General features: G+C 69.4%; 16 protein-coding genes. 9 read left to right on the forward strand and 7 right to left on the reverse strand.

What is annotated here, in order from left to right; genetic code table 11:
* The first annotated feature begins 328 nt into the window (after positions 1 to 328).
* Genes I5I_RS10070 through I5I_RS10100 form a run of 7 tightly spaced genes read left to right on the forward strand, consistent with a single transcriptional unit; the run spans position 329 to position 11,694 of the window.
* Positions 329 to 1,855, forward strand: coding sequence for a sugar transferase (locus tag I5I_RS10070; protein ID WP_036319019.1), 1,527 nt, complete (start codon positions 329 to 331; stop codon positions 1,853 to 1,855).
* The gene (locus tag I5I_RS10075) at positions 1,855 to 3,003 is read left to right on the forward strand and encodes a DUF1972 domain-containing protein (RefSeq protein ID WP_051039567.1); all 1,149 of its coding nucleotides are present in this window, start codon (positions 1,855 to 1,857) and stop codon (positions 3,001 to 3,003) included. The genes I5I_RS10070 and I5I_RS10075 overlap by 1 nt, the downstream gene beginning before the upstream one ends.
* Positions 3,000 to 4,124: a Gfo/Idh/MocA family protein gene (locus tag I5I_RS10080; RefSeq protein WP_051039568.1), complete on the forward strand. Its 1,125-nt coding sequence runs from the start codon at positions 3,000 to 3,002 to the stop codon at positions 4,122 to 4,124. The genes I5I_RS10075 and I5I_RS10080 overlap by 4 nt, the downstream gene beginning before the upstream one ends.
* A complete protein-coding gene (locus I5I_RS10085; protein ID WP_204365822.1) occupies positions 4,121 to 5,017 on the forward strand; it encodes a hypothetical protein in 897 nt (298 codons plus the stop codon). Before I5I_RS10080 ends, I5I_RS10085 begins: the two co-directional genes overlap by 4 nt.
* 1 nt (position 5,018) lies before the next feature.
* Positions 5,019 to 6,257 carry a glycosyltransferase gene (locus I5I_RS10090; protein ID WP_051039569.1) on the forward strand — a complete coding sequence of 413 codons (1,239 nt, stop codon included), beginning with the start codon at positions 5,019 to 5,021 and terminating at the stop codon, positions 6,255 to 6,257.
* Positions 6,254 to 6,931, forward strand: a complete 678-nt coding sequence (locus tag I5I_RS10095) for a DUF4352 domain-containing protein (RefSeq protein WP_036319020.1) — start codon at positions 6,254 to 6,256, stop codon at positions 6,929 to 6,931. Before I5I_RS10090 ends, I5I_RS10095 begins: the two co-directional genes overlap by 4 nt.
* A 50-nt stretch (positions 6,932 to 6,981) precedes the next feature.
* Positions 6,982 to 11,694: a LamG domain-containing protein gene (locus tag I5I_RS10100; protein WP_036319021.1), complete on the forward strand. Its 4,713-nt coding sequence runs from the start codon at positions 6,982 to 6,984 to the stop codon at positions 11,692 to 11,694.
* Positions 11,695 to 11,717: 23 nt separating this feature from the next.
* Here the strand turns inward: I5I_RS10100 and I5I_RS10105 are convergent, their stop codons facing one another.
* From I5I_RS10105 to I5I_RS10135, 7 genes are all read right to left on the reverse strand, one after another.
* Positions 11,718 to 14,309, reverse strand: a complete 2,592-nt coding sequence (locus I5I_RS10105) for a right-handed parallel beta-helix repeat-containing protein (protein WP_051039570.1) — start codon at positions 14,307 to 14,309, stop codon at positions 11,718 to 11,720.
* 134 nt (positions 14,310 to 14,443) lie between these two features.
* Positions 14,444 to 15,157, reverse strand: a complete 714-nt coding sequence (locus tag I5I_RS10110; RefSeq protein ID WP_036319022.1) for a CDP-alcohol phosphatidyltransferase family protein — start codon at positions 15,155 to 15,157, stop codon at positions 14,444 to 14,446.
* Positions 15,154 to 20,508 carry a PKD domain-containing protein gene (locus tag I5I_RS10115; RefSeq protein ID WP_051039571.1) on the reverse strand — a complete coding sequence of 1,785 codons (5,355 nt, stop codon included), beginning with the start codon at positions 20,506 to 20,508 and terminating at the stop codon, positions 15,154 to 15,156. Before I5I_RS10115 ends, I5I_RS10110 begins: the two co-directional genes overlap by 4 nt.
* Positions 20,509 to 20,581: 73 nt before the next feature.
* Complete coding sequence (locus I5I_RS10120; RefSeq protein WP_135949632.1) at positions 20,582 to 21,208, reverse strand: hypothetical protein; 627 nt, start codon at positions 21,206 to 21,208, stop codon at positions 20,582 to 20,584.
* A gap of 64 nt (positions 21,209 to 21,272) precedes the next feature.
* Entirely contained in the window at positions 21,273 to 22,559 is a 1,287-nt protein-coding gene (locus I5I_RS10125; protein ID WP_036319024.1) for an O-antigen ligase family protein, read from the reverse strand.
* Positions 22,556 to 23,881, reverse strand: coding sequence for a YveK family protein (locus I5I_RS10130; RefSeq protein ID WP_083867993.1), 1,326 nt, complete (start codon positions 23,879 to 23,881; stop codon positions 22,556 to 22,558). Before I5I_RS10130 ends, I5I_RS10125 begins: the two co-directional genes overlap by 4 nt.
* Positions 23,882 to 24,011: 130 nt before the next feature.
* A complete protein-coding gene (locus I5I_RS10135; RefSeq protein WP_051039572.1) occupies positions 24,012 to 25,208 on the reverse strand; it encodes a hypothetical protein in 1,197 nt (398 codons plus the stop codon).
* A 219-nt stretch (positions 25,209 to 25,427) separates the two neighbouring features.
* Between I5I_RS10135 and I5I_RS10140 the strand changes: the two genes are divergently transcribed.
* Together I5I_RS10140 and I5I_RS10145 are read left to right on the forward strand one after the other, a co-directional pair.
* On the forward strand, positions 25,428 to 25,889 hold the full coding sequence (locus tag I5I_RS10140) for an adenylyltransferase/cytidyltransferase family protein (protein WP_036319026.1): 462 nt from the start codon (positions 25,428 to 25,430) through the stop codon (positions 25,887 to 25,889).
* A gap of 138 nt (positions 25,890 to 26,027) precedes the next feature.
* Positions 26,028 to 26,909 carry a xylanase gene (locus tag I5I_RS10145; protein WP_036319038.1) on the forward strand — a complete coding sequence of 294 codons (882 nt, stop codon included), beginning with the start codon at positions 26,028 to 26,030 and terminating at the stop codon, positions 26,907 to 26,909.
* The last annotated feature ends 9 nt before the right edge of the window (positions 26,910 to 26,918 follow it).

The following is a 26,918-nucleotide window of genomic DNA, read 5'->3' on the forward strand; positions in this document are numbered from 1 at the left end:
CGACGGGTCGCAGCTCACATTAGACAATCATTGTCCCTGAGACAATGATTGTCTAATGAATCCGTCTGCGGGATGCCCGCGCGGCGGCCGGAGAACACCGGAAGAACGGCATCTGTCCACAGACTGAATACTCGCGGTGGCGCTCGACGCGATTCGCGGGGTAGAGTCGCTCACGACGCACGCGTGACAGCCGGGGGGTTGGTCCGCAGGAGACGGGGGTCTTCGCGTCGTCTTACTGGGGGTGGACGGATTTCGATTCGTCCGTCGGTTTGCTGGGGGGCAAAATGCCGACTGCATTGCTGCGTTCGTCCGTGCTGGGGATCACACGATGAGCGCGCTTCACGACGCCACGGGCATCGCGACGACCGGGTTCGTTTCCCCGTTCCCGACGATCGCGTCTCGGGCGTCCGCGGCCGCACCACCGTCGCGCGCTCTCGAGCGCCGGCAGTCGTGGGAACGCCGCTACCGCTGGATCCTGCGCACGAGCGACGCCGCCGCGGTCGCCTTCACGTGTGCAGTGGCCTCGGTGGTCTCGATCGGCGCGGTGAGCGGTCCGCTCGCCGTCGCCGATCCTGGCCTCGTCTTCCAGATCGCCGCCGCGACAGCCGTGATCTGGCTCCTGATGCTCTCCGCCTTCGCAACGCGAGACGTCAAGCTCATCGGCTCGGGCGCCGCCGAGTACACCCGCATGATCCACGCGACCGGGTTCGCGTTCGGCCTTCTCGCGATGATCGATGTGGCCATCGATGTCGACGGCATCCGCGCGCAGCTCTTCGTCGCGCTGCCGCTCGGCATCGGCGTCCTGCTGTTCGAGCGCTGGCTCTGGCGCCGTTGGCTCATCCGCCGTCGACTCGCGGGCGCGTACACGACGCGCGCGATCGTGGTCGGCGAGCGCGCAGACGTCGAGTACGTGATCCGCTCGATCGCCGACCCCGGCCTGGGCTACCAGGTGGTCGGCGCCTCGCTGCGCGGGGACGACCTCGACAGCCTGCGCGTCGGCGACGCCATCTACCCGGCGATGCGCACGCACAGCGTGGCCGAAGCCGCCGCAGCACTCGACGCCGACACGATCATCATCGCCAGCCGCGGAGACGAAGGCGCCGACGAGATCAAGCACCTCGCCTGGCAGCTGGAGAACACGGCCGCAGAACTGGTGATCTCCAGCCGCGTCTCCGATGTCGCCGGGCCGCGCATGTCGCTGCGGCCCGTCGAGGGGCTGCCACTCATCCACGTCGAAATCGCCTCGTTCACCGGCCGCGCCTACCTCGCCAAGCGCGCACTCGACATCGCGGTCGCTTCGATCGCACTCCTCTTCTTCGCGCCGATCGCGGCGGTCATCGCCATCGCGATCAAGCTCGACTCGCCCGGTCCGCTGTTCTTTCCCCAAGCACGGGTCGGGCGTGACGGCCACGAGTTCCGGATGATCAAATTCCGCTCGATGGCCGTGGATGCCGAGGAGCGGCGCGCCGCGCTGCTCGCGGCCAATGAGGGCGCGGGCCCGCTGTTCAAGATGCACGACGACCCTCGGGTCACCCGCGTGGGCCGGATCCTGCGGAAGTACTCGCTCGACGAGGTTCCCCAGTTCTGGAACGTGCTGGTCGGCGACATGAGTGTCGTTGGCCCGCGCCCTCCCCTTCCGAGCGAAGTCGCCACCTACGACGACGACGTCTTCCGTCGCCTCTACATCAAGCCGGGCATCACCGGCCCCTGGCAGGTCGGAGGACGCAGCGACCTCAGCTGGGAGGAGAGCGTGCGGCTCGACCTGCGGTACGTGGAGAACTGGACGGTGATGACGGACATCGTCCTCATGTGGCGGACGGTGCGCGTCATGCTGCGACCGGACGGAGCGTACTGATGACACGCACGGTCCGCATTCTCGGCACGCACGGCGTCCCCGCCGCCTACGGCGGGTTCGAGACTGCCGCACAGCATGTCGCGATGTACCTGCGCGATCGGGGCTGGAACGTCGTGGTGTACTGCCAGCTCGACGGCGACGGCGACATCACCTCGGATTGCTGGAACGGGATCGAACGGGTGCTCGTTCCGGAACCGCGCGAAGGCTGGAAGGGCACGTCCCACTTCGACCTCGTCTCGATCCGCCACGCCACCACACATCACCGCGAGGGTGATGTGTGGTTGACCTTCGGATACAACACCGGCGTCCTCGACGTCATGCCGCGCCTTCGCGGCATCCCGAACGTGATCAACATGGACGGGATGGAGTGGACCCGCCGGCGCTGGGGGCTCGCCAAACAGGCCATCCTCCTGGGCAACGAGCGTCTCGCCGGTCTCGTCGGTGACGTGCTCATCGGCGATCACCCCGTCATCTCCGCGTATCTCCGGCGTCACTTCGGCGCACGGCGCGTGCAGACCATCACCTACGGCGCACCGGAGGTCATCAGCGCACCCGTCGCACCGGTCTCCGACCTCGCTCTCGCCCCCGACGCGTACGGCATCGTCGTCTGCCGGCCGATTCCGGAGAACTCCGTGCTCGAGATCGTGACCGCCTGGTCGGCACGCCACCGCGGGATGCCGCTCGTCGTGGTCGGGCCGTACACCGACACCGACCCGTACCACCTCGCCGTCCGCTCCGCCGCCTCGGACGAGGTGCGCTTCCCCGGTGCGATCTTCGACGCGGATCGGCTCGCCGCGTTGCGCCTGCACGCGGCCGTGTACGTGCACGGACACACCGTCGGCGGGACGAACCCGTCACTGGTGGAGGCGATGGGCGCGGGCAACGCGGTCATCGCCCACGACAACCGCTACAACAGCTGGGTCGCCGGATCCGACAACGCGTACTTCCGCGACGCCGACGATCTCGCAGTCCTGCTCGACGAGCTCCTGCCGAACGCCGGGCGGCTGCATCGGATGGGCGAAGCCAGTCGAACCCGGTACCGCGAAGAGTTCACCTGGGAGCACATCGGCGCCCAGTACGAGCACGCACTGCTCACGGCGCTCGCGCGCCACGGCCATGTTTCACAACGAACGGAGGTGCTGGTGTGATCGATGTCGCCGTCGTGGGCCTCGGCAAAATGGGGCTCTCTCACCTGTCCATGATCAAGGCGCACCCGGAGGTCAATCTCGTCGGTGTGTGCGACGCCACCGGCTATCTTCTCGACATCCTGTCGAAGTACACCGGAGTAGCGACCTACAAAGACCTCGGCAAGATGCTCGACGAGGCCAGGCCCGAAGCGATCATCGTGGCGACGCCCACCCACCTGCATGCGGGAATGATCCGGGAGGCGTTCCGCCGCGGCATCCACGTGTTCTGCGAGAAGCCGTTGGTCATCGATCCCGCCGAGAGCGTCGAACTCGCCGCCCTCGCCGAGGAGAGAGGCATCGTCACGCAGGTCGGCTACCACAACCGCTTCGTCGGCGCGTTCCGCGAAGTGCAGCGGCTGCTCGAACTCGGTGCGATCGGCACGGTCGAGACCGCGCTCGCCGAAGCGTACGGGCCGGTGGTGCTGAAGCCGGCCGGACGCACCTGGCGCAGCCAGCGTGCCACCGGCGGGGGCTGCCTCTACGATTACGCGGCGCACCCGCTCAACCTGCTCACGTGGTACCTGGGCGAGCCGGAGTCGGTCAGCGGCAGCCAGCTGACGAGCATCTTCTCGGCGCAGATCGACGATGCCGTCGCGGCGACGCTGCACTACCCGCAGGGCACCGCGCAGATCATCGCGAACTGGTCGGACGAGTCGCAGCGCAAGATGACGACCAAGATCACCCTGTGGGGTGAGCACGGGCGCATCCACGCGGACCGGCAGGAGATCCAGGTGTACCTGCGCGACACCGCGGAGATCCCGGAGGGCTATCGCGCGGGCTGGAACGTCCGCTACACCACCGACCTCACCGAAGCGCCGTGGTTCTACCTGCGCGGCGAGGAGTACAGTGCGCAACTTGACGCCTTCGTCTGGCGTGTGCGCTCTCGTGCCGTCCACGGCCAGAACGACTTCGGTTCCGCCGCGGCGACCGACCGCGTCATCGCGATGATCAGCGAAGACGCCACCCGCGTCGACGCGCGACTCGCGGCATCCGGCCACACCGCGACCATCACCCCGCTCGCGCCGCGCCGCGCGAGCCGATTCGGCACGGCACTGCGCGCCCTGCGAGGAGGAGCACGATGACTCTCATCACCCCGTCCACCCGGACGATGGACCGCCTGCTGTTCGGCGACAACCAGTTCTTCGGCGTCAACCACATGTCCGAGGAGAAGGCGCGCGCCCAGCAGATGCGCTTCCAGGACACCGACGCGATCATGTCGGTGCTGGATGCCGCCTACGACGAGGGCGTCCACACGTTCATGTGCACGACCCACGACCGCATCGGTGAGATCGCCGACCGGGTGCGCGCAGATCCTGACCGGTACGACCAGATGACGTTCTTCCCCTGCATGCCGTACGCACACAAGTACGCCAATGCGGTCACCGACGACGGGTTCCTCGGCGCGGTGCGCCGCTTCCTCCCGGAAGAGGGCCTGCTCGATTCCATCGCGCGGGGCGCGTCGTCGTTCGCGCGCAAGGACATCGAGGGCGTCGCCACGCTGCTGATCGACGCCGAGCTCAAGATGTTCTCGGGCCTGTCGACGCCCGTGATCTGGCTGCAGAACGTGATCGTCGATCTGCTGTCGGGCCTGGGCTTCACCGATGCCTTCCGCATCTTCGCGGACCATGTCCGAAAGCGCTACAACGCCGAGCCGGGCTTCATCACCATGAACCTGCCGCGACTGCTCGACGATCTCGACCGCGCCGGCGTGGAGAACCCGATCGTGTGCTCCAACATCAACAAGCTCGGCTTCCGCATGTCCGGCGGCGTGGACAGCTACCTCGACGCGATGCAGAAGCGACCGTTCCGCGCTGTCGCGATGTCGGTGTTCGCCAGCGGCGCGATCTCGCCGCGCGAAGCGATCGAATGGGTCACCGCGCTGCCGAACCTCGAATCGATCGTGTTCGGCGCGTCGAGCCGAGCCAACATCGCCTCGACGGTGAGTCTCGTCGACGAGTACTGGCCCGAGCACTGACATGGCCTCCACCGCCCACGGTCGCACCGTCCTGATCGCGAACCCTTCCGCCGACCTCTACGGATCGGACCGGATGATGCTCGAAGGCGTTCGCGGCCTCGTCGAACTGGGGTGGCATGTGGTCGTGACCAGTTCGGATGACGGACCCCTCATTCCGCTGCTGCGAGCCGCCGGCGCCGACGTCGTGTTCCTGGACGCGCCGGTGATCCGCAAGAGCGCCCTGCGGCCCGGCGGACTCGTGCGACTCATCCGCGAGATCGCCACGCAGACGCCGCGCATGCGTCGCTTGGTCGCCGATCTCGAAGCCGACGTGGTGATGGTGAACACGGTGACCATCCCGTTCTGGCTGCGCGCCGCACGGCGGGCGGGAGCCGCCAGCGTCGTGCACGTGCACGAAGCCGAATCCACGCTGTCGGCGCCCGCGCGCGCACTTCTGACCCGACCCTTGCGGTGGGCGAGCGGCGTCGTCTTCAACTCCCAGACCAGTCGTCGCGTGTCGGGGTCTGCATGGCTCGAGCGGCGCGATCGCGCCCGGGTCGTCCTGAACGGTATCGCCGGCCCCGACCGACCGTCGCCGGCCCGTATCCACCTCGATGGACCCCTGCGGGTCGTGTACGTCGGACGTCTGTCGCCGAGAAAGGGAGTGGATCTCGCCATCGATGCGATCGATCGCCTCCGGGCCGCGGGGATCGACGCGGAACTCGACATCGTGGGCGACGTCTTCCGCGGTTACGAGTGGTACGAGCGACAGCTCCGAGAACAGATCTCGCGCCTTGCACTCGAGGACCGTGTTCGCATCGTCGGCTTCCAACGGATGGTGTGGGACATCGTGTCCGCTGCCGACGTGGCGGTCGTTCCCTCCCGCGGGGACGAATCGTTCGGCAACGTCCTGATCGAGGCCCTGATGTGCGCACGCCCGGTAGTCGCCGCCGATCATTCGGGGCTGCGCGAGGCCTCCGGGGGGCTCGAAGCGGCCGTCCTCGTTCCGACCGACAGCGCCGATGACCTCGCGAGAGGTCTCACCGGAGTGCGAGACGACTGGGCCGCAATGCGCGACCGGGCGTGGCGAGACGCCGAGACGGTGCGACGGCGCCACTCGCCGGACGCCTACCATCGCGCTCTGTCCGACGCACTCGCCGAGCGCATCGGAGATCTCGGCGCGCGAGCGCCCGGTCGGACGGCGGCGTCGACGATGATGAGCGAGTCGGAACCCCTCGTGCTCGAGGGGAGAGGGCGATGAGACGCACGGTCGCGACGTCCGCACGTCCCCGCTCCCGCGCCGCCACGATCGGTACGGCAGCGGCAGCGCTCAGTCTGACCCTCGTTCTGACGACCACAGCCTGCTCGGCCCCGCTCCCGGAGGGGGGATCCGCCCCGGCAGCGACACCGGCGGCTCCGGCCTCCAGCGCACCACCGGCCACGGGAGACGCTGTCGGCGAAGCCCCGACGGCGTCACCCGCTGCCGAGATTCCCGTCGCGAAAGTCGGACGAGGCGGCGGCACCGCCACCGTGAGCGCGGCGGCATCAGCTCCCGATGCACCGGTGGTGTACGCGGACGGTGTCACGCTGCGGATCACGGATGTCTCGTACGCCACCGAGACGTCTCAGGGCCCCGGCGCCGCGACCGGACGCGAGTTCGCCCGACTCACCGTCGAACTCACCAACGGGTCGACCGCGCCGATCGATGTCTCGACGTCGGTCGTGACGGTGCTGGATGCCGAGGGCAACCGACTCACCCCGGTCTACACCCCGGAGTCCGGGGCGCGTGACTTCAGCGGCACCGTCGACCCGCGGCAGACCGCGACCGCGGTCTACGCGGTCGCCGCGCCGACCGACCACTCCACCCCGCTCACGATCGTCGTCGACTTCGACGCGCTCCACACGTCCGCGGTGTTCCGCGGTGCGCTGACCTGACCCGCCGTGTTCCGCCCGGCATCCGTTGCCCACTCCGCCCGAGGAGCATCATGACCCGACTCGCCGCGCACTCGTCGCGTCTCACCCGCCTGCTCGCGCCCGTCCTCGTGGCCGCGACGGTCATCGCCGGCGGTCTCGTCGCCGCCGCACCCGCCGCGGCGGCAGATCCCGCTCCGGTGGCGCCGGAGACGGTGACCGTCGACCTCCTGCCGACCTGGCAAATCAATGGCGTCGTCTGGAGCCAGGCCGTCGTCGGCACCACCGTCTACGTGACCGGCAGCTTCACGAAAGCGCGGCCGCCACAGGTCGCCGCGGGCGGCGCCGGCGAGATCGACGCGAACAACGTCTTCGCCTTCGACATCACCACCGGCAACCCCGTCGCGGGATTCTCGCACGCCTTCGACGCGCAGGGACTCGTCGTCCGCGCCGCTCCCGACGGGAAGACCGTCTACTTCGGCGGCGACTTCACCACCGTCGACGGCCAAGCGCGTGCCCACGTGGCCGCCTTCGACGTCGCGACGGGTGCGCTGACGCCGTGGGCACCGCGCACCGATGGACAGGTGCGCGCCTTCTCGTTCATCGGCGACACCGTATACGCGGGCGGGAACTTCCGCTCCAGCAACGGCCAGCCGCGCACCGAACTGGCGGCGTGGAGCGCGACGACCGGCGCGCTGACGTCGTGGGCGCCCACCGCGTCGGGCGACGGGTTCGTGTGGGACATGGTCACCAGTCCCGACTCGTCGCGGCTGATCGTGGCGGGTTCGTTCACCCTGCTCAACGGCGCCGCCGCGTATGGAATGGGAGCCCTGGATGCCGCGAGCGGTGCAAGCATGCCGTGGGCCGCTGTCGACCGCATCCGCAGCGCCGGTCTCAACGGGGCCATCTCCAGCCTGAGCACCGACGGCACCCAGGTCTATGGGTCGGGGTACGCGTTCGGCGCGGGAGCCTCCTTCGAGGGCACCTTCGCGGCCGACCCGTACACCGGAGCACTGAACTGGGTCAACGACTGCCTCGGCGACACGTACTCCACCTTCCCCCAGAACGGCGTGCTGTACGTGGCGAGCCACCACCACGACTGCAGCGTCGTCGGCGGGTTCCCCGACACGAACCCGCGCTCGCGGTGGATGAAGGCGACGGCGGAGCCGACGACCCCCGTGGGCACGATCACGCGCAAGGACGCCTACGGGTGGGACTTCACCGGCCTGCCGTACGCGGGCCTGCTGAACTGGTATCCCGACCTCGACTTCGGGTCGTACACCTCCGCCCGCCAGGCCGCGTGGAGCGTCACGGGCAACAGCAACTACGTCGTCCTCGGCGGCGAGTTCCCGAAGGTGAACGGCATCGCCCAGCAAGGTCTGGCCCGGTTCGGCAAGCGCACCGTGTCACCGCATCTGAGCGGTCCGATCTACACCGCCGCGATGACGCCCACACCGTACTCGAACGAGCGCGGCCTGGTGCGTGTGCCGTTCAGCAGCGCGTGGGACCGCGACGGGGCGGCCGTCACCTATGACGTCTTCCGCAGCCCCGCGACCAAGATCGCCACGTTCAGCCGCACCGACGGTCGCTTCTGGTCGCTGCCGAGTCTCAGCATCGTCGACAGCGGACAGACTCCCGGCAGCCAAGTGCGTTACCAGGTGAGAGCAAAGGATGCCGACGGCAACATCCAGTGGAGCGCGTGGTCACCCTGGATCACCGTCTCCGACGCGGCCACCTCCGCATACCGCGCCGCCGTCCGCGCCGGTGGGGCCTCGCACTACTGGCGACTCGGAGAGCCGAGCGGGGCCACGCGACTGTTCGATGACGTGGGCGATGCTCCCGGCATCCCGACCGGACTCGCGCTCGGAGCGCCCGGCGCCCTGCAGGGCGACACGGATGCCGCGATCACCTCCGCCGGCGGGAGCACGCCACGGATGACCACGGTGGATCCCCTGCCGAGCGACACGGCGGTGTCGGTCGAGGCATGGGTGAACACGACGAGCACACGGGGAGGCCGCATCGTCGGCTTCGGGGACTCCGCCACCGGAACCTCGTCCGCCGGCGGCACCGACCGCGTGCTGTATCTCGACACCACGGGGCGGGTGAACTTCGCGATCAACGACGGGGCCTATCGCACGGTGTACAGCCGCGGCAGTGTGAACGACGGTCAATGGCACCACCTCGTCGGCACGGTCGACGGCACGGGGATGCAGCTCTTCGTCGACGGCATACGCGTCGGGCGCTCCCAGGCGGCAACCACGCCGAAGTCCTACACGGGCTACTGGCGCATCGGAGCCGACCAGACCAGCGGGTTCGCCAACAGGCCGAGCGACGCGGGGCTCGCCGGCGCCATCGACGATGTGGCCGTCTACCCGAACGCGCTCTCGCAGACCGACGTGCAGGCGCACTACACCGCCAGCGGTCGAGCCGGAGCCTGGGGAGTCGCCGGATCGGACGCGTACGGCACCGCGGTGTCGTCCGACCGTCCCGACCTGTACTGGCGCCTCGATGAGACCGGTGGCACCGCGCTCAAGGATGCCGCCGGCGGGGGCCCCGTCGGCGCGCTCGCCGGCACGGTCACACGCTCTGCCGGCGGGATCGTGCCGGGAAGCAGCGCGACCGTCTTCAACGGCAGCAACGCGGTCGGCATCGCACAAGAAGCGTGGGACGCTCCGCAGGCGTTCAGCGCCGAACTGTGGGTCAAGACCACGAGCACGAAGGGTGGCAAGCTCATCGGGTTCGGCAACACGTCCTCCGGGCTGAGCAGCAGCTACGACCGGCACGTCGTGATGCAGAGCAATGGACGCGTGAACTTCGGCACGTACAACGGCACGCAGAACACCATCACGAGCACGAACGCCTACAACGACGGCCAGTGGCACCACATCGTCGCCTCGCAGGGAGCCGACGGGATGAAACTGTGGGTCGACACCCAGCTCGTCGCGAGTTCGCCGGTGACCACCGCGCAGGTCTACCGCGGCTTCTGGCGCATCGGTGGCGACAAGAGCTGGGGCAACACGTCGAGCAACTACATCGCCGGTACCCTCGATGAGGTCGCCGTGTATCCGAGCGTCCTCAGCGAGAGTCGTGTGCGCGCGCACTTCGCCGCGGCGGGCCGCGTACCGAGCGAACGCGCACCGGTGCCGTCGTTCACGGTCGCTTCGACCTATCTCACGACGACCGTCGACGGCTCCGCGACGACGGATGCCGACGGCAACCTCGCCACCTACGCATGGAACTTCGGCGACGGCACGAGCGCGTCAGGACAGACGGCGACGCACACCTACGCCGCCGCCGGCACGTACACGATCACGCTCACCGCCACGGACGCGACGCTTCTCACCGGCGCACTGTCGAAGACCGTGACCGTGGCGCCGAACCAAGCGCCCACCGCGGCCTTCTCCCCCACCATCGACCATCTCGCCCTCAGCGTGGACGGCAGCACATCGCACGACAGCGACGGCTCCATCGCCGCCTTTGCGTGGGATTTCGGCGACGGAACCTCAGCCTCCGGGACGAACGCCGCGCACACCTACGCCGCTCCGGGCGACTACACGGTGCGGCTCACGGTGACCGACAACGACGGGATGACGGGCACGGTGACGCGCGTGGTGACGGCGAGCGCCGTTCCGAACCAACCGCCGACAGCGGCCTTCACGGAGACGACGGACTTCCTCTCCGTGAGCGTGGACGCCGGCGCCTCCACCGACCCCGATGGCACCATCGCTTCGTTCGCGTGGGACTTCGGCGACGGATCCACCGGCGCGGGAGCGACGGCCTCGCACGTCTACACATCGGCCGGCACCTACACCGTCTCGCTGGTGACGACAGACGACAAGGGGGCCACCACCACCGCGTCCCACGCGATCACGGTGGTGGCCGATCAGCCGCCGGTAGCCGCGTTCGTCACCGGGGTGACCGACCTTCGTGTTGCCGTCGATGCCACCGGCTCGACGGACCCGGACGGCAGCATCGCCTCGTATACCTGGGATTTCGGAGACGGGACGAGCGCGACAGGCGCCACCGCCGTGCATGACTACGCGGCGGCCGGGTCCTACACGATCTCGCTGACCGTGGCCGACGATCACGGTGCGACATCCGCACAGACCGCTCCCGTGACGGTCACGGCCCCGCAGGTGTGGGCGCGCGACGACTTCGAGCGCACCGTCGCCAGCGGTTGGGGCGCTTCCGATGTGGGCGGAGCCTGGGCGATCACACCGAACACGGCGACGGCGGTCGGCAAGTTCTCCGTCTCCGGCGGAACAGCGAAGGTGACGCTGTCGGCGGGCAACTCGTACACGGCGTCGCTGCCCGCGGCGACAGCGTCGACCGACGCCGAGGAGCGGTTCACCGTGACGTTCAGCCAGCCGTCGACCGGGGGAGGGTACTACTTCTCCGCGATCGGTCGACAGGTCGATGCCGCGAACGACTATCGGGCGAAGGTGCGTGTGGCCTCGACGGGAGCCGTGGCCGTGTGGCTCACCCGCACGGTGGCAGGCACCGAGACCGTGCTGACGAGCCTGACCATCCCGAACACGACGGTGACCACCGGCGATGCACTCAGCATCCGCTTCCAGGTGAGCGGGGCCAACGCGACGAGCCTCAAGGCCAAGGTGTGGCGCACCGCGACGGCCGAGCCCGCATCGTGGACCCTGACATCGTCCGACGCCACTCCGGCCCTCCAAGTGCCCGGCGTCGTCGGCATCAACAGCTACCTGTCCGCCAGCGCCACCGCCGTTCCCGTGCAGTACTCCTACGACGGCTTCTGGGCCGGACCCGCGAAGTAGTTCCGACGGGGTCGGGGCGCCGATCACGGCATCCGCGCCCCGACCCCGTCGACCGATCCCGTCCACCACGCCGCTGCGCGCGGAGGGCGGGGTTGCGCGACACCTGGGTGCGACACATCGCCCAGCAGAGAACCGGTGGGGGTGGTCACCGGGCGACCGTCGATGGAGATCGAGTGCAGGTCCTGGCCCGTGATCGCACGGTAGCTGTCGAGCGTCGTGAAGACGAAGGGATTCACGTTCGCGGCGCCCCGGGACCATACGACGAGCCACGCGGGCTGCGATGCTCCCGTGCGCTGGAAGATGTTGCCGTCCGATCGGATGTTCAGCTCACTCGCGGCGAAGCGGTGCGAGTAGTCCTCGACACACAGGGTGCACGCGCCGCTGCTGTCTCCCACCACATTGTTGCCGAGGGCGATGTCTCGGATCGTCCACGGCATGTCGGGGTCGGGGAACGGACGCCGCGGATCGTGGCCAGGGACGGACGCGTCCGCCTGGCTGCGAGAGTCTTGGACAATGTTGATCGTCCGGTTTCCGCCGACGATCGTGTTGTTCCAGATCTGCACGTCGCCGGTGTTGTTGATCTTCAGCGCATTGCCGCCGTTCCCGACGATGAGATCGTCGACGATGTCGACCTTCTGAGTCAGCTCGATGAAGGCGCCGTGCCCGAGATTGCCGATCAGGTCGCTCCTGGCGATCGTGAGATCGAAGACGGACTGGTCGGTCCAGATCCCCGGGCCGTCGTTGCGGAGGAAGGCGGAATCGACGACGCGAACACCGCGCGACTTGGCGATCTTCACGCCCCCCGACACCGGAGCCTGGTTGAAGTGCTCCGCGTTGTTCTCGAGGGCCAGGACGTTCTCGAGACGCAGATCGTCCGCCAGGTTCGCCCCGATGCCCAGCAGACCGTTGCGAGCGACGGTCACGTCGCGCAGAGTCGCGCGCGCGGCCCCCACGAACACTCCCGTCGTCGCGTTGTCGGCGACGGTCACCCCCTGAAGGGTGACATCCGGCGCCTCGATCGTCACGGTGCCCATCATCCAGACCGATGTCGCATATCCCCGGATGCCGATGTCACGGATGACCGTGCCGGCGCCTCGGATCGAGAGCGCCTTGGTCTCCGATGACGCGCGCACCTGATGGCCCTCCGGCGAGGAACCGATGTACAGGCGATCGGCGGCGGTATCCACGAAGAAGGTGCCGGGACGCACCTGATCGCGGCTGCCGACCTGCGTGAGCGGCGCACCGTCGATCCACAGCTGGTCCGGATGCGCGGCCATCGGATGCTCCGGGTTGATCCACTGCCATCCGCTGGTCGTGCCGTCGGGAGCGCCGCGGGTGAACGTGGGGCTCGAATCGAACTCCGCCGTCCAGCCGTCGACGAACCACGCCGTCCCGGAGCTGCGCCACCCGGCGACGGCGCGGGAACCGTCGAGCCAGACCTCGGCGCCGGGGGCGGCCTGGATCGTCAGGCGCTTGCCGGCCGGAACGGTGACGTTTTCGTTGTAGCTTCCGCCTCGAACGACGATGACGGCACCGGTGACGGCACGGTCGACGGCACCCTGGATCGTGGAGAACGGCGCGGAGCTGGATCCGGTACCGCCGGCGCGTGCGGAGCCGTCGACGATGACGGCGCCGACCGGAATCGCCGCGCTGGACACGCCCGGCGACGGGGCACCACGGTGGCGCCGTGTGCCGGACTCGTCCCAGGTGAGCGTGGAGCTCGACGACGGGTCGGGCTGCACGGACGGAGACGGAGTCGGCGCGGGTGTCGGGGACGGCGCGAGTGTCGGGGACGGCGTCGGAGAGGGGCGCGGCGTCGACGGCTGCGACGGCGTGGGCTGAGGGCCGTTGCTGCCGGGACCGGCCCCCGTCGGCGCGACGGCGACACGGTAGTCGTCGAAGGCGAACTGCTGAGCAGACGAGCTGCTCGAGAGGTAGCCGCCCACGCTGACCGCGCCGGCGGCGGCGAGACGGGCCGAGCTCGCGTCCGTGGCGGCGAGCCGGGTGGTGACACCACCGACCGTCACGACGGCGTCGACCGCCACGGAAGTGGTGCCCCTCACACTCGCTTCGAGGACGATGGAGGTGTGGGCGCGGAGCCGGGTCGAGAGGGTGGTGCGAGCGAGCACGACTTGGCGCGATCCGGTGACTCGGAGCGCCTCGAGCACCGCGGAGCCCTTCGGATCGACGACCACCTGCACGTGGTAGAACCCGGAAGCGGTCTTGCGCGCCTGCAGATTCAGATACACCCCGCGTCCGAACGCGGGAAGGCTCGGCACCGTGAATGCGACCGATTGCGTCGTGTCCAGCGCTGTGAGCCCGGACGGCGATGCGGCCACCGACGTTCCGGGAACGCGGATGACCGCACGCGCCGCTCCACCCGAGACGGAGAAGGCGCGCGGGTCGGACATTCGGTACGTGGCCGCTCCCGAGGCCCCGCCGAGTCCCGTCGCGACGCTGCGCTGCATGTCGTCCGCGAAGACCACGGCGGGTGCCGCAGCGGTCACAACCGTCGGCGAGGAGGCGATGTCACGCTCGACGGCGAAGGCGGCGGTGGGAACGCCGCCGGCGAGGAGCGCGCTGACGAGAAGGACGGCAGACGCCGTGGAACGCATGAGGAGTCTCTTTCTCCCCAAGAGTCCACCACGCGGCAACGATCGCACGCGGGGTGTGACGAGCGTAGCAAGCGCGGAGAGCGCCCTTGCCGACTATGAGACTCTTCTCACCGCGAGCGCGGCGCACCGCGCGCTCATCCGAGGTGCTTCATGCGGCGAAACCACACCGGCAGCGCCGCAACGAGGTGCACGAGAGCCGTCAACGCGAGCATGGAGTACACCACGACGAACACCGGCGGTGCTCCCCACAGCACGAACGAGAGACACCAGACTCCGTAATCGACAGGGAGCCCGAGGATCGATCGCAGCGGCGACGATCCTCCCGCCTCCGCCGCCTGGGCCACGCCGGCGCGGGCGCGCAGCAGATCGTTCAGGATCATCCCGAAGAACGCGACCGTCGCAACGATCGCGAAGCCCAGCGGTACCAGGATCCACGCCACCGGCGCATCGAAGAAGCGGAACGCCCCGACGGCGACCGCCACGTGCAGACTGACCAGCTTGGCCGCATCGACCACGTGATCGAGCCACTCGCCGGCCAGAGACCCTCCGCCGCGCAGCCGGGCGACCTGCCCGTCTGCGCTGTCCCAGGCGTAGCCGGCGGCGAGCAGCAGCCAGACGACGACGCCGAGGAGGAACGACGGAGGTACCGTCGCGAGAAGGACGATCCCCGTGAAGGTCAGTCCGGCACTGACGGCGGTCACCTGATTGGGTGTCAGCCCGACCGCGTACGCGCCGGCCGCGATGACCCGGCCGACCGGACGGTTGACGTAGAGCGAGTACGCCGGAGCTCCGCGTCCCCGACCCTTCTGCGCGGCGCCGAGCTGCGCGTAGGCCGCTGCGACGGTCACGGCACCACGACCTTCGCCTGGAAGTCATCCACGAGCACGACGAACGGCAGGCCTGTGAAGCCCGTGCCCGCGTAGGTGGTGAAGCCGGTGAAGCCCGCCGACTGCAGCGCCGCCGTGGTGTCGGTGGTGCTCAGCTGCCATGCCGAGGGCTCCGCGGTGCCCGCGGGCCAGATCTTGCTGCGCAGAGCGGTCGTCCCCGTACCATCCACCTGCACGCGCACGGTGTACACGGTGTTGGCCGCGAGGGTGAATCCGGGAAGATCGAGCGAGGACAGCACCGTGCCGCCGCGCGCGAGCTGCGCCTGCACGCCACCACCCGGCGCGATGACCCACCGCGCGCGGTAGTCGTCCGACCCCACGACGCGGCCGAGGGCGGAAACGTACATGCGCGCTCCGGTCGGCAGCGCCGGCAGTGCGAACCCGAAGGTGAGATCGGTGCTCGTCGAGGTCGTCGCGTTCAGCGTCGCCGAGCGCGTCTGTCCCGCGGCCTGCGAGGTGAGCTTCGCTCTTCCCGCGTCGATCGCGACGTTGGCGGTGCCCGAGGTCTGGGTCCACGTTCCGCCCACGACCGCCGCGCCCAGCGCAGTGCCGGAGGCTCGACCGAAGTCGTCGGCCCCGAACGGCGCAGCCGCGGGGGCGGCGGCGACGACGGCGCTCGTCGTCGTGCCTGTCGCCCCCTTGTCGTCGGTAACGGTGAGCTTCACCGTGTACGTTCCCGATGCCGCGTAGGCGTGCGTGGCCGTGACCCCTGTGCCGCTCGTCCCGTCGCCGAAGTCCCACGCGTAAGCGGATACGGTGCCGTCGGCATCCGTCGACGCGGACCCGTCGACGGCGATCGACAGTCCCGAAGGCGTCGCCGTGAAGGCCGCGGTCGGTGCCTGGTTCGGCGGTCCGGCCGGCGCGGTGACCGTCACCGATGTCGACGCGCTCCCCGTCGCACCCTTGTCGTCCGTGACGGTGAGTTTCACCGTATAGGTGCCCGCGGTGGCGTAGGTGTGCGAGGCGGTCGCTCCCGTGCCCGATCCCCCGTCGCCGAAGTCCCAGGCATATGCCGACACGGTCCCGTCGGCATCGGAGGACGCGGACCCGTCGACGGCGACCGACAGTCCCGAGGGGGTCGCCGTCACCGCGGCGACGGGCGGCTGGTTCGCGGGGGCTGTCCCCGCGGACGATCCCGTCCAGAAGTTGTCGAACCCGGTCTCGAACGGAACGTTCGTCGCTCCCCCGCCGAGGTAGACGCCAAGCCCGACCGAGCCGGCCGCCTGCAGTGCGGCGGTGGCGTCGCTCGCCGTCGCGGTCCATGCCGCCGGTTCGGCGGTGCCCACCTTCCAGACCTTGACGCGCAGCGCCGTCGGTGCCGTGCCGACCGCCTCGACACGGACGTGCAGCGCATCGCCCGCAGCGACGTTCAGCGTCGTGCCCACATTGGTGAGCGTGGTCGTCGTCTGCAAGAGCTGCACGGTCACCCCGCCCGACGGGGCGACGATCACGCGCGCACGGTAGTCGACGGCGCCGACGCGCCGTGCGTGCACCGTCGCATACGCGCTGGCGCCCACCGGCCGCTGAGCGAAGCTGATGTCGACGTTCACCGCAGTGTCGGTCGAAGACACACCCGTCAGGTACGCGTAGCGCTGCGCCGTGGCGGAGGGCTGGATGAAGACGGCCTTCGTCCCATCGACCCGGTAGTTGGACGCCGTGTTCGACAGTGTCCATGCACCGCCGTTGTCGGCCGTGCCGAGTCCGGATGCCACCGTGCGGTTGAACGAGTCGTTGGCGTAGGTCGACCCCGCCACCGGCGCCGTGACGGTCACGGGGATCGCCTGCGTCGCCGTGGCGCCGTCGTTGTCCGTCACGGTGAGCGTGACCGTGTACGAGCCGGCAGCGGCGTAGGTGTGGGATGCCGTCGCTCCGGCGCCCGCGGGGGTCCCGTCGCCCCAAGCCCACGCGTAGGAGGTGACCTGACCGTCACCGTCGGTCGATCCACCGCCGTCCACGGAAATGGTCAGGTCCGCCGCCGTCGAGGCGAAGGACGCGGCGGGCGCCTGGTTGGCGACCGCGGTGACGGGCGTCGAGGACACACCCGTCGCCCCCTTGTCGTCGGTCACCGTGAGCGTCACGGTGTACGTGCCGGCCGCCGCGTAGGTGTGCGTTGCCGTTGCACCGGTGCCGTCCGGCGACCCGTCGCCCCACGACCAGCTGTACCCGGCGACCGCCCCGTCGCTGTCGCTCGAGCCCGTACCGTCGACCGCCACGGCGAGTTTGGTGACCGCCGAGGTGAACGACGCGGTCGGCGGAACGTTCGCCGGCGTCCCCGTCGCGCCGAGCGCGTAGTGCTGCACGATGTCGCTCGCCGCGAGCGGCATCGGATACACCGCGACCTCGTCGATCTGTCCGTCGAACTCCCAGTCACCCGGGCCCCAGGTGACGTCGCCGCCGACGTGCCAGTAGCCGGTGTAGTCCTGCGCGTTGGCCTGACCGTTCGACCCCTTCAACGCGCCGTCGACATAGAGCCTCATGCCCTCGGCGCCCTGCGTGGCGACGACGTGGTGCCACGCACCGTCGTTGTAGCCCGGCGCCGTCTGGAGCGTCTCACTGAAGCCGACCCATACGCCGTAGATCAGGCTGCCGTCCGGCGTCATGTAGACGTGCCGATCGTAGTTGTTGGAGTTTCCGTCGGGGCTGTTGCCGAACCCGATGATCTTTCCGCCGGTCGTCGTCGATGTCTTGAACCAGGCCTCGAGCGAATACGAACGCGGGTTGGAGAACGTGTTCCTGCTGATCACCTGCCCACCGGAGAACGTCGCCGCCGTGTCGCTCACTCCACTCAGCGCTCCGGCCGCACCTTGTGCGACCGCGCCGACGTAGGTGCCGGGTTGGCCGAAGCCGGAGGCGTCAGCGGCGACGTTTCCGGAGCTCTCTTCGAGCCGCCAATACAGCGACGGCTCGAGCGCGTAGACGGCGGCGCCGTAGGCATCGGCGGGCGCCGTGGCGGCGGCGAGCGTGCGCCCCGAGGCGACGTAGTGGGCGGCCACCTGCTGGCGGGTCAGGGGCGCGCCGTAGATCGCGACGTCGTCGATCGCCCCGGCGAAGAACGCGGCACCGGACCACGGGCTGTCGCCGCCGACTCGCCAGTATCCGCTGTAGGGCTGAGCGGAGGTGACGTCGGTGCGCATCGCGACGCGCACGCCGTCCACGTACAGGACCATGCCGCCCGAGCTCAGGCCGGCCGAGATCTGATGCCACTGACCGTCGTTGTACGACGCCGAGGACGTGATCGTCTGGACCGAACCGGGGTAGACACCGAAGGTGATGCGCCCGTCCGGCTCCATGTACACATGCCGGTCGTAACTGCCCGACGTTCCGGTCGAGCTGTTTCCGAACCCGACGATCTTGCCGCCTGCCGTCGTGGTCGTCTTGATCCAGGCCTCGATGCCGAAGGTGTCGGGACCTGCGATCTGCTGCGTCGTGGATGCGAATCCGGCGCTCGATCCGTCGAAGGTGGACGACGGGCGCGTGTCATTGAGCATCGCGCCGGCGCTCCCTCTGGTGACTCCGCTGTTGACCGTGAGGTCGGAGGCGCCGGCCCAGTCGTAGGACAGGGTGGAGGAGTCGTCGTCGAGCGGCCAGTAGTCCAGGGGGGTGTCGGCCAGCACGGCGTCGCGATACGCACTCGCGGTCGAGGTGCCCGTAGCGGTCACCGTCGCCGTCCCACCCAGGATGGAATGGCCCTGCGCATCGGTCGCCCGCACCCGATAGGTGTACGTCGTCCCGTTGGACACCGAGTTGTCGATGTAGGCCATCGCCGGCAGACCCCAGTCGGGCGACTTCGATCGGACGTTCTCAAAGGTCTTCACGACGACGTTGTTGCGCAGCACCTCGTACGTCAGGAACTCGCTGTCACGGTCGTAGTTGAGCGGCCAGCTGACGCGGACGGATCCCCCGGACAGCGCGATCGCCGTCGCCGGCCAGGCCGTGTTCCACAGCAGGGGCCCCTGCGCATTGGTCGACTTCGACGGGACCGCGAAGCGCACGAGACCCTGTTGCCCCGTGTTGTTGACGCGGGTGAACTCGCCGCCGTAGACGAGGTACTGGGAGTTGCCGTTGACCGTCCAGGGTCCCTGCGAGGCGCCGCTGACCGAGCCGGCGTTGAAGCTGGGGAACCAGTGCAGCAGCCGAGGTGCCGGGTTGCCGCCGAAGTCGAAGTAGCCGTTGTTGAGCCCAGACGGCGTGATCCGGGCGGGCTCGTTCGTCACCGCGATGCCGCGGTAGAAGGTCCAGGGGTCGCTCTGGGGGAAACCGTCCTCCAGGCTGCCGCAGTAGTGCGGATGACCGGCGGCGTATACGGCGTCGCCCATGGGCTGCACGTCGTATTCATCGCCGTGGCAGTCGTTGACCCAGATGAGGTCGCCGGTGGCCCAGGAGGATCGGAAGCTTCCCTCCAGATTGCCGCCGTCGCCGAACACGTAGCCGGTGCCGTAGAACGATCCGGCACCGTCGGATTTGAGCGACATGATCGACGCGTCGAGGCCGGCGTTGCGGATCACATTGTTGGTCTGGAACGGCAGCAACGAGGCATCCGCGGCACTCACCATCGCGAGGCCGTACCCGGGGTTGCTGCTGCCGTTGAGCGTCTGGAAGTTGCCGCCGAGGACCACCTTGGCGCCGTCGGGCGAGACGACCACGACGCGACCCTGGCGTCCCTCGAGCACGGGGGCCCACGGCAGGAGCGCCCCGGCGCGTGTGACCGCGGCGGCGCCGGCGCGGTCGTTTCCCGACATGCGGCCGAAGGTGCCGGTGAGATACACCGTGTCGTTCGTCGCCGCGACGCCGGAGGTCACTCCGTTGGAGTTCGGGTTGAAGGTCGAAAGGGTCCCGCTGGGCAGATCGAAGGCGGCGACGCGGTTGCGCGTCTGACCGTTGACGGTCGTGAAGTCGCCGACGATGTAGAGGCGGGTGCCGTCGGGCGACGCCTCGACCTGGCGCACCTGCGCGTTGATCGACGGCGCGAACGACGTGATGAGGTTGCCCGTCGTGATGTCATACGCCAGGAGGTTGCTGCGCGGCGTCTCGTTCGTTCCGGCCGCCGCCCCCGCCGGGCGGGCCGAGGTGAACTTGCCCGCCGCGTAGACCACATTGCCGACGACGGCCTGGTCCCAGACGATGCCGTTGATCTGGACGGTCGGCAGCGCATCGGCCGTGACGGTCGACGGCGTGCCCTCCGGCGGACTGACATCCGCACGCGCGGGCGCGACGACGACGAGACTGCTGACGATGACGGCGGCGGCAGCCGCAAGAACCGTCGCGATGATCCGCGTCTGCTGTCCGCTGACGCCGGTACGAATGCGCACCATGACTCCCCCAGTCATCCCTCGCAGCCGGATCCCCATCCGTTGATGCCGCGAAGGCGATAATCCCCCAGGTCTCCTACGGCCGCGGGCCGACGAAGACGATGTCTGGCTCAGACGCCAGCAGGTCGACGGTAACACGGATATCCCCCTCCGCCGCAAGGGGTGCGACGAAGGTGAAATCCGCGGTGGCCTCGGCGCCCGGCGCAACCGATGCCGGGAACACGCGCGCCTTCTTGTCGGTCACGGCGATGCCCGGCGTGCGATCGTCTCCCCCGTAGGTCAGGTTGACGCCCGCCGCGCCGGTGTCGATGGGTGCCGAGCCGTTGTTGACGACGCGCACCGACACGGTGATGGCGTCGCCGCTCGGCTCGCCGGGCACATCGCCCGTGAACGTGCCCTTCGTCACCGCGACGAGCTGCACCGTCGCGCCGGCCACCGGTGGTGCAGGCTGGTCGAGAGGCACCTCGGCATCCGTCGGCGGCTTGGTGATCTCGGTCGTCGAACCCGCCGCGGGTGTCTCGAACGCCGTCGGCTGCGGCGTCGGCGTCGCCCACGACGGGCTGGGAGACGCGGCCGCGGATGCGTCCGGCTGGCCCTGGCCGACCACCGCCCACACCACGCCGCCGACCAGCAGCGCCGCCACGACCACGAAAACGATCCACGGAGCGCGTCCGCGTCCGGCTGTCGGCATGTCTTGTGCCATGCGAAAAGCACCTCCCCCATGTGCCCCGCGCCGCGGCGGGCCCCAGTTCCCCGCGTGCGCTCCCTCAGCGTACGCCCGGCATCGTCACAGAGCGAGCACGAGTTTGGTTCTCGTGACCCGGCGGCCCGGACGCCTGTCGCGACCTTCTGGTCAGCAACGCCGACAGCGTCACGAACAGGACGAACGGCATCGCGCTGTCGACCATGCCGCTCTCGGTGAACGTGCGGATGACGAACATCGTGAGCAGCGGCAACAGCAGTCCGCGACGCGACGCCGCTGTGACGGCGGTGATCACGCACCACGCCACCAGCAGACCGATCAGCAGCACTCCGAGCAGTCCCGCCTGCGCCAGAAGTGAGACCCAGCTGCTGTCGAGCACCTGCGACGATCGCCACTTCTCCTGGACCGCGACCTCTTTGACCGACAGACCGACGCCCAGCCAACGCTGCCACGAGGCCCAATCCCAGCCGAGGACCACCTGCCAGCCCGTGAGACGGGAATCCAACGCCGTGCTCTCCGCCGATGTGCCGCCGCGGCTGGCGAGGCCGTCGACGACGCCGGTGAAGACGATGACACCGTAGATGACGGGGACGAAGACGAGAAGGGCGTAGAGGACGCCGCGCCGGCGCACGCCGTTGGTCACCAGCGCCACGATCGCGCCGAAGAGGATGCCGACGAGGGCGATGCGCGATCCTGTGGCGACCACGATCCCGAACAGGACGACGCTCGCGATCACGGCCGACACACGCACACCGCGGCGCAGGATCAGAACGACGAGGGCGATCAGCGGAAGGGCGGCGAGTCCGGCGAGCTCGTTCGGATGGATCTCCGGGATGCCGCCGCCCAGCCGGCCCTTGACCAGCGTGCGCGCGCCCGTCGTGGCGGCGACCACGGCGAGAATCCCCATCGCCGTCAACAGGGCGGCGACGGCCCGATCCCACGGGGCGTTCGTCAGCAGAAGCAGCAGGGTGGCCATGACGATGAAGACCCTCATGACCAGCACGGTGGTCGCCGACCCGTTGCCCGCGACGACCCCGCCGAGCAGGCTGATCATGAGGGTGACGGCGATCACCGCCGCGGGACCGAGCCCCACCGGCATCCGTCGGCGCGTGAAAAGGGTCAGGCCGACGGCGCCGCCCAGCGCGACCAGGGCGATCGCCGCCTTGGCCACGACCACCGGGTCGAGCCCGCCCGCGTAGAACGACTGCGGCCGCCACGGGATGACGCTGACGATCACCAGGAGGAACAGCGCGACGAGAGCCGCGAAGCGTCGACGCGTCGGCCGCGAGGCATCCGCGTGGACGCCCCCGTGCACCCCTTGCCCGCGCATCGCGAGCCCTGCGGCCGTCATGGCCGTGCGGCCGCACCCGTTCCGGCGGCCCCCACGGGCACCGCATCGCGCCAGGTCTCGGTCACGACGCCGGACGCATGCCGGGCGGCCCCGGTGAGGACGACACCCAACGGATGCACGTCCACGAAGGAGAGCTTGGTGATCAGGGCCGACAGCGCCGATGCCGCCGGCGATCCGCTCCGCACCGCGACCACGACTCCTGTGGCGTCGTCGACGAGTTCTCGCACCACGGCGACGGATGCGGCATCCACCACCACCACGACGACGTCGACATGCGCCCGCAGGCTCGAGCGGAGAGCGGGCAGTGCGTCCTGCAGCGCTGCCGCCGCGACAGGCAGAGGATCGGCGAACTGCCGGCCCGCGGCCTCACCCACCGCGGCATCGGCGTCCTCCCCGTCGAGCACCTCGGCGAGCGAGCGCGTCTCGGCCGCGGCGTCGGATGTGGCGCGCGTCTCCAGGAGCGTGACGGTACGACCCGCAGCAGCGAAGGCAGCCGCCAGACCACTGCGCTCCGCCTGCCCGATGGCATCGTCCGAAGCGGTCAGAACGAGCACGGACGAGAGGTCGCTGCCGCCCAGCACCCCGAGATTGGCGACGGTCTCGTCGAAGGCGACGGACTCGTCCTCGTCGTCCGAGCGCCTCCAGCGGCGACGGCGGGGGATGCGCCCGACGACCCGGATGCCGACGAGGCGGCGCACGTCGGAGATGGTGATGACGTTGCGGTTGGTCACCGTGCGATAGACGGCGACGATCCCGCCGACGGCCAGCCCGACGATCAGCCCGAGCCCGACGATCGCGAGCGTCTGCGGTGACACCGGCGCGAGCGGTTCGACCGCCGGCAGCACCACGGTGAGGTTCACCTGGTAGCGCTCATCGGCGTCGGAGTTCTCCGTCGACTGGATGAGTTTCGACAGGTGCGCTGCGGCCGCATTCGCGATCGCCGCGCTGAGCTGCGCAGTGGGAGCCTCGGCGCGCACGACGAGCAGCACGGTGTCGGTCGTGTTGTCCGCCGACACCATCTTTCGCAGGTCGCGATCGCTGTAGTCGGCAGCGGAGAGGTGCAGATCGCTGCGGATGCCGGCGATGACCTCCGGACTGTCGACGAGCTCCGGATACGAGCGGATGCGCGCGAGGCTGAATTGGTTGCGCTCGAACAGCGACGCTTCCTTCGAATCGACCTGCAGCATCAGCGTCGACGTCGACGCGTATGTCTCCGGCAACAGCTTCGCGATGCCGTAGGCGCCGCCTGCTCCCAGCAGCGCGACGATCAGGACCAGCAACCAACCTTCGCGGAGTATCCGCGCGTACGGGACGTCCTCCATGCTCCCCACCCCCCAAGATGAGCCCGAGCGCCGGACGTACCCCTGTTTCCCTCGTCCGACGCCTTCGTGCTGGGCTGAACCTACCACCAGTCGACGTGGCCTGCCGACCCTTCTCAGCCGGTTGAGAGGATCAAGGCTCCGCCGGCGTGTGCGCGGCGATCCAGCGCAGCGCGACGCCGCCGAGCGCGGATGCCACGGCGAGCGCGAACGGAATGAGGGCCGGACTGCCGCCGACGAGCACGATCACGACCGTCAGCACCAGGCCGAGAAGGGTGTCGCTGAGGCGAACCAAGAACACCACCCGCTGACGCCCGGCGACGGCGCTGAGCGCACCGTAGGGCGTGACCACCGCCACGGAGAGCCCGTACACGAGCCACGCCACGAGCATCGTCGGATCGAAGGCGACACCGAACGCCAACGGCCCCAGCCAGGGCCCGGCGCCGAGCGCCACCGCGCTCATCAGCACCGTCGCGCCGACGAGGACGAGCACGACACGGTCGGCCTCTCGCAGCGAACCGGAGCGGCCCTCGCGCCGGTGGTCGGCGAAGCGGACGAAGAGGAACGACGACAGCCCGCCGACGACGAGCAGGAGCGGTGAGGTGTAGGTGCGCGCCGCTTCGAGCATGCCGACCGCGGCGGCCCCGGCAGCCGCCAGCACGACCACCCGTACCGCCGTCAGCATCGCCGGCCGCAACGTCTGCTGCAGCCCTCGCCACGCTCCATAGCTCCAGACGGTGCGCAGGTCCGCGCGTCGCCAGCCGACGAGGACGCGCTCCGATCGGGGAACCAGACGCCACCCGACGATCGCGCCGACGGTCTGGCCTGCGGCGATGACACCGAGGAAGGCTCCGAGCGACAGCGCCTGCAGGGCCGCTGCCGCGGCCAGCAGGGCGAGGCTGATGACGAAGCCGGTCAGATCGGCGGCGATCACCCGCGAGAAGGCGTACCCGGCCATGAGGAGGCGTCGGACGATCTCCTCGACGACGAAGGCGACCATCGCGAGGGCGAACAGTCCCGCTTCGGCAGGGCTCGCGAAGCCGGTGACCGCGGCCACGACGGCGGCGATCACAGCGCTGGTCGCCGCCGCGATCGCGAGCCAGACCTCGAGTCCGGCGCGAATGCGTCGGTCCGCACGATCGAGCACGACGAGCGCGTCTCCGACGAGTCCCGTGACGATGCCGGACGCCAGCACGATCACGCCGTAGAGGATCGCGAAGCGTCCGTAATCGGCGATGCCGAGCAGCCGCGCAACGAGAATCTGCAGCGCCAGGCTCACCGCAGCCTGAGCCGCTTGCGCGGCGATCGCTCCCAGCGCCTTCCGCTTCACGCGAGCCCCTTCCCCCGCGCCCATCTTGCCCGACGGCGCGCCCGGGCGGCAGCCTCGCCCCGCTTCACCCCGTCGTCGAGGTGCACGGCACTGTCGTCTCGCGCGCACCTGCGGTAGTGTGCAGACGTGGGCCGGGGGCCCGCATCGAGCCGGGGGGCTCGAACCGGGACGACGCTCGTCGTCGAGCTCGGATCACATCGAGAGCTGGGGGAGCTCGCTATGGCTGTGTCGATCGGCTACGCCGCCGGGGCGTTCGATCTTTTTCACATCGGGCATCTGAACATCCTTCGCCATGCCAAGGAGCAGTGCGACCTGCTGATCGCGGGTGTCGTCAGCGACGAGATGCTGCGCCAGGTCAAGGGCGTGGAACCGTTCGTCCCGACCGTGGAGCGCGCGCAGATCGTGCGCGACATCCGCTACGTCGACCATGTCCACATCGAGACGGTGCCGGACAAGCTCGAGGTGTGGCGCGAGGTCGGCTTCACGCACTTCTTCAAAGGTGACGACTGGCGCGGCACGGAGAAGGGTCTGCGCCTGGAGCGCGAGTTCGCGGCCGTCGGCGTGCAGGTCGTCTACTTTCCTTACACTGCGCACACGTCGAGCTCGCAGCTGCGACGCGCGCTGGACGCGGCCATCGTGGCGAAGGACGAACGTCGCGGCATCCGCTCGGACGTCGGGTAAGCACCCCCGAGCGGAGGGAATCTGCGACGAAAGTCGAAGAAAACAACCGCGCACCCGGTGATTTCCGGTTCACGACACCTTGTCCTCCTAGGATGAGCGCGGCGCGGGGGCGCGCCGTCGACCTTGGGGGTTGTTTTCATGGGTTTCGTGCACCGCCACCGCGGCCTCATCCGCGCGCTCACCATCGGCGTGGTCCTGACGGCGACGGCGAGCTTCGCCGGCTGCGCCACGGAGAACACGGATGCCGCGACGTCGTCACCGCGACCGACCACGCACACGCCTTCCCCGACCCCCACGCCGCTCACCCCGGCTCAAGCGCTCCTGGCGGCGCATGCCGATGTCCCGGGAGCGTGCGCGGTCAGCTTCAGCATCGACGGCACGACGCTCGAGCCGCAGCTGCAAGTGCAGGACCGCCTCTACGACCACCTGCCGATCCCGCGGGCGGCCGACCGCGTGTTCGCAGGCTGGTACGCCGACGCGGCGACGGCGGCCGCGGCATCCGCCGATCCCGCTGCACATGCCGGCAGTCCCGCGACGCGGATCAACGGCTCGCGGCCGGTCGCCTGCACCGCCCACCAGCAGACGCTCTACGGCGCGTGGACGACGACGGATGCCGTGGCCGCCGCCAAGGCGCGCGTGCCGATCCTCATGTACCACCAGTTCACCGCGAAGCCCGAGGGCGAGTCCGGCTGGCTGCGCGGCAACTACGCGTACATCGAGGACTATCGCGCCCAGATGCAGTACATCAAGGATCAGTCCTTCTATCTGCCCACCTGGGACGAGCTGAGCGCGTTCATCGACGGCGCGCTCTACCTGCCCGACCACGCGGTGATCATCACCGACGACGACGCCGATCCGAGCTGGCTCACGATGGCCTCGCCGATCAACGAGCAGCTGCAGCTCATGGCGACCTCCTTCGTGATCACGGGATCGGGCGTCCCCACGCAGAACCGCTTCATCCTGCAGCGGTCCCACACCCACGACATGCATCATGCGGGAGCCAACGGCAAGGCCCGATGATGAACCTGA

It is taken from the genome of Microbacterium sp. B24, assembly GCF_000333415.1.
Taxonomy (GTDB): domain Bacteria; phylum Actinomycetota; class Actinomycetes; order Actinomycetales; family Microbacteriaceae; genus Microbacterium.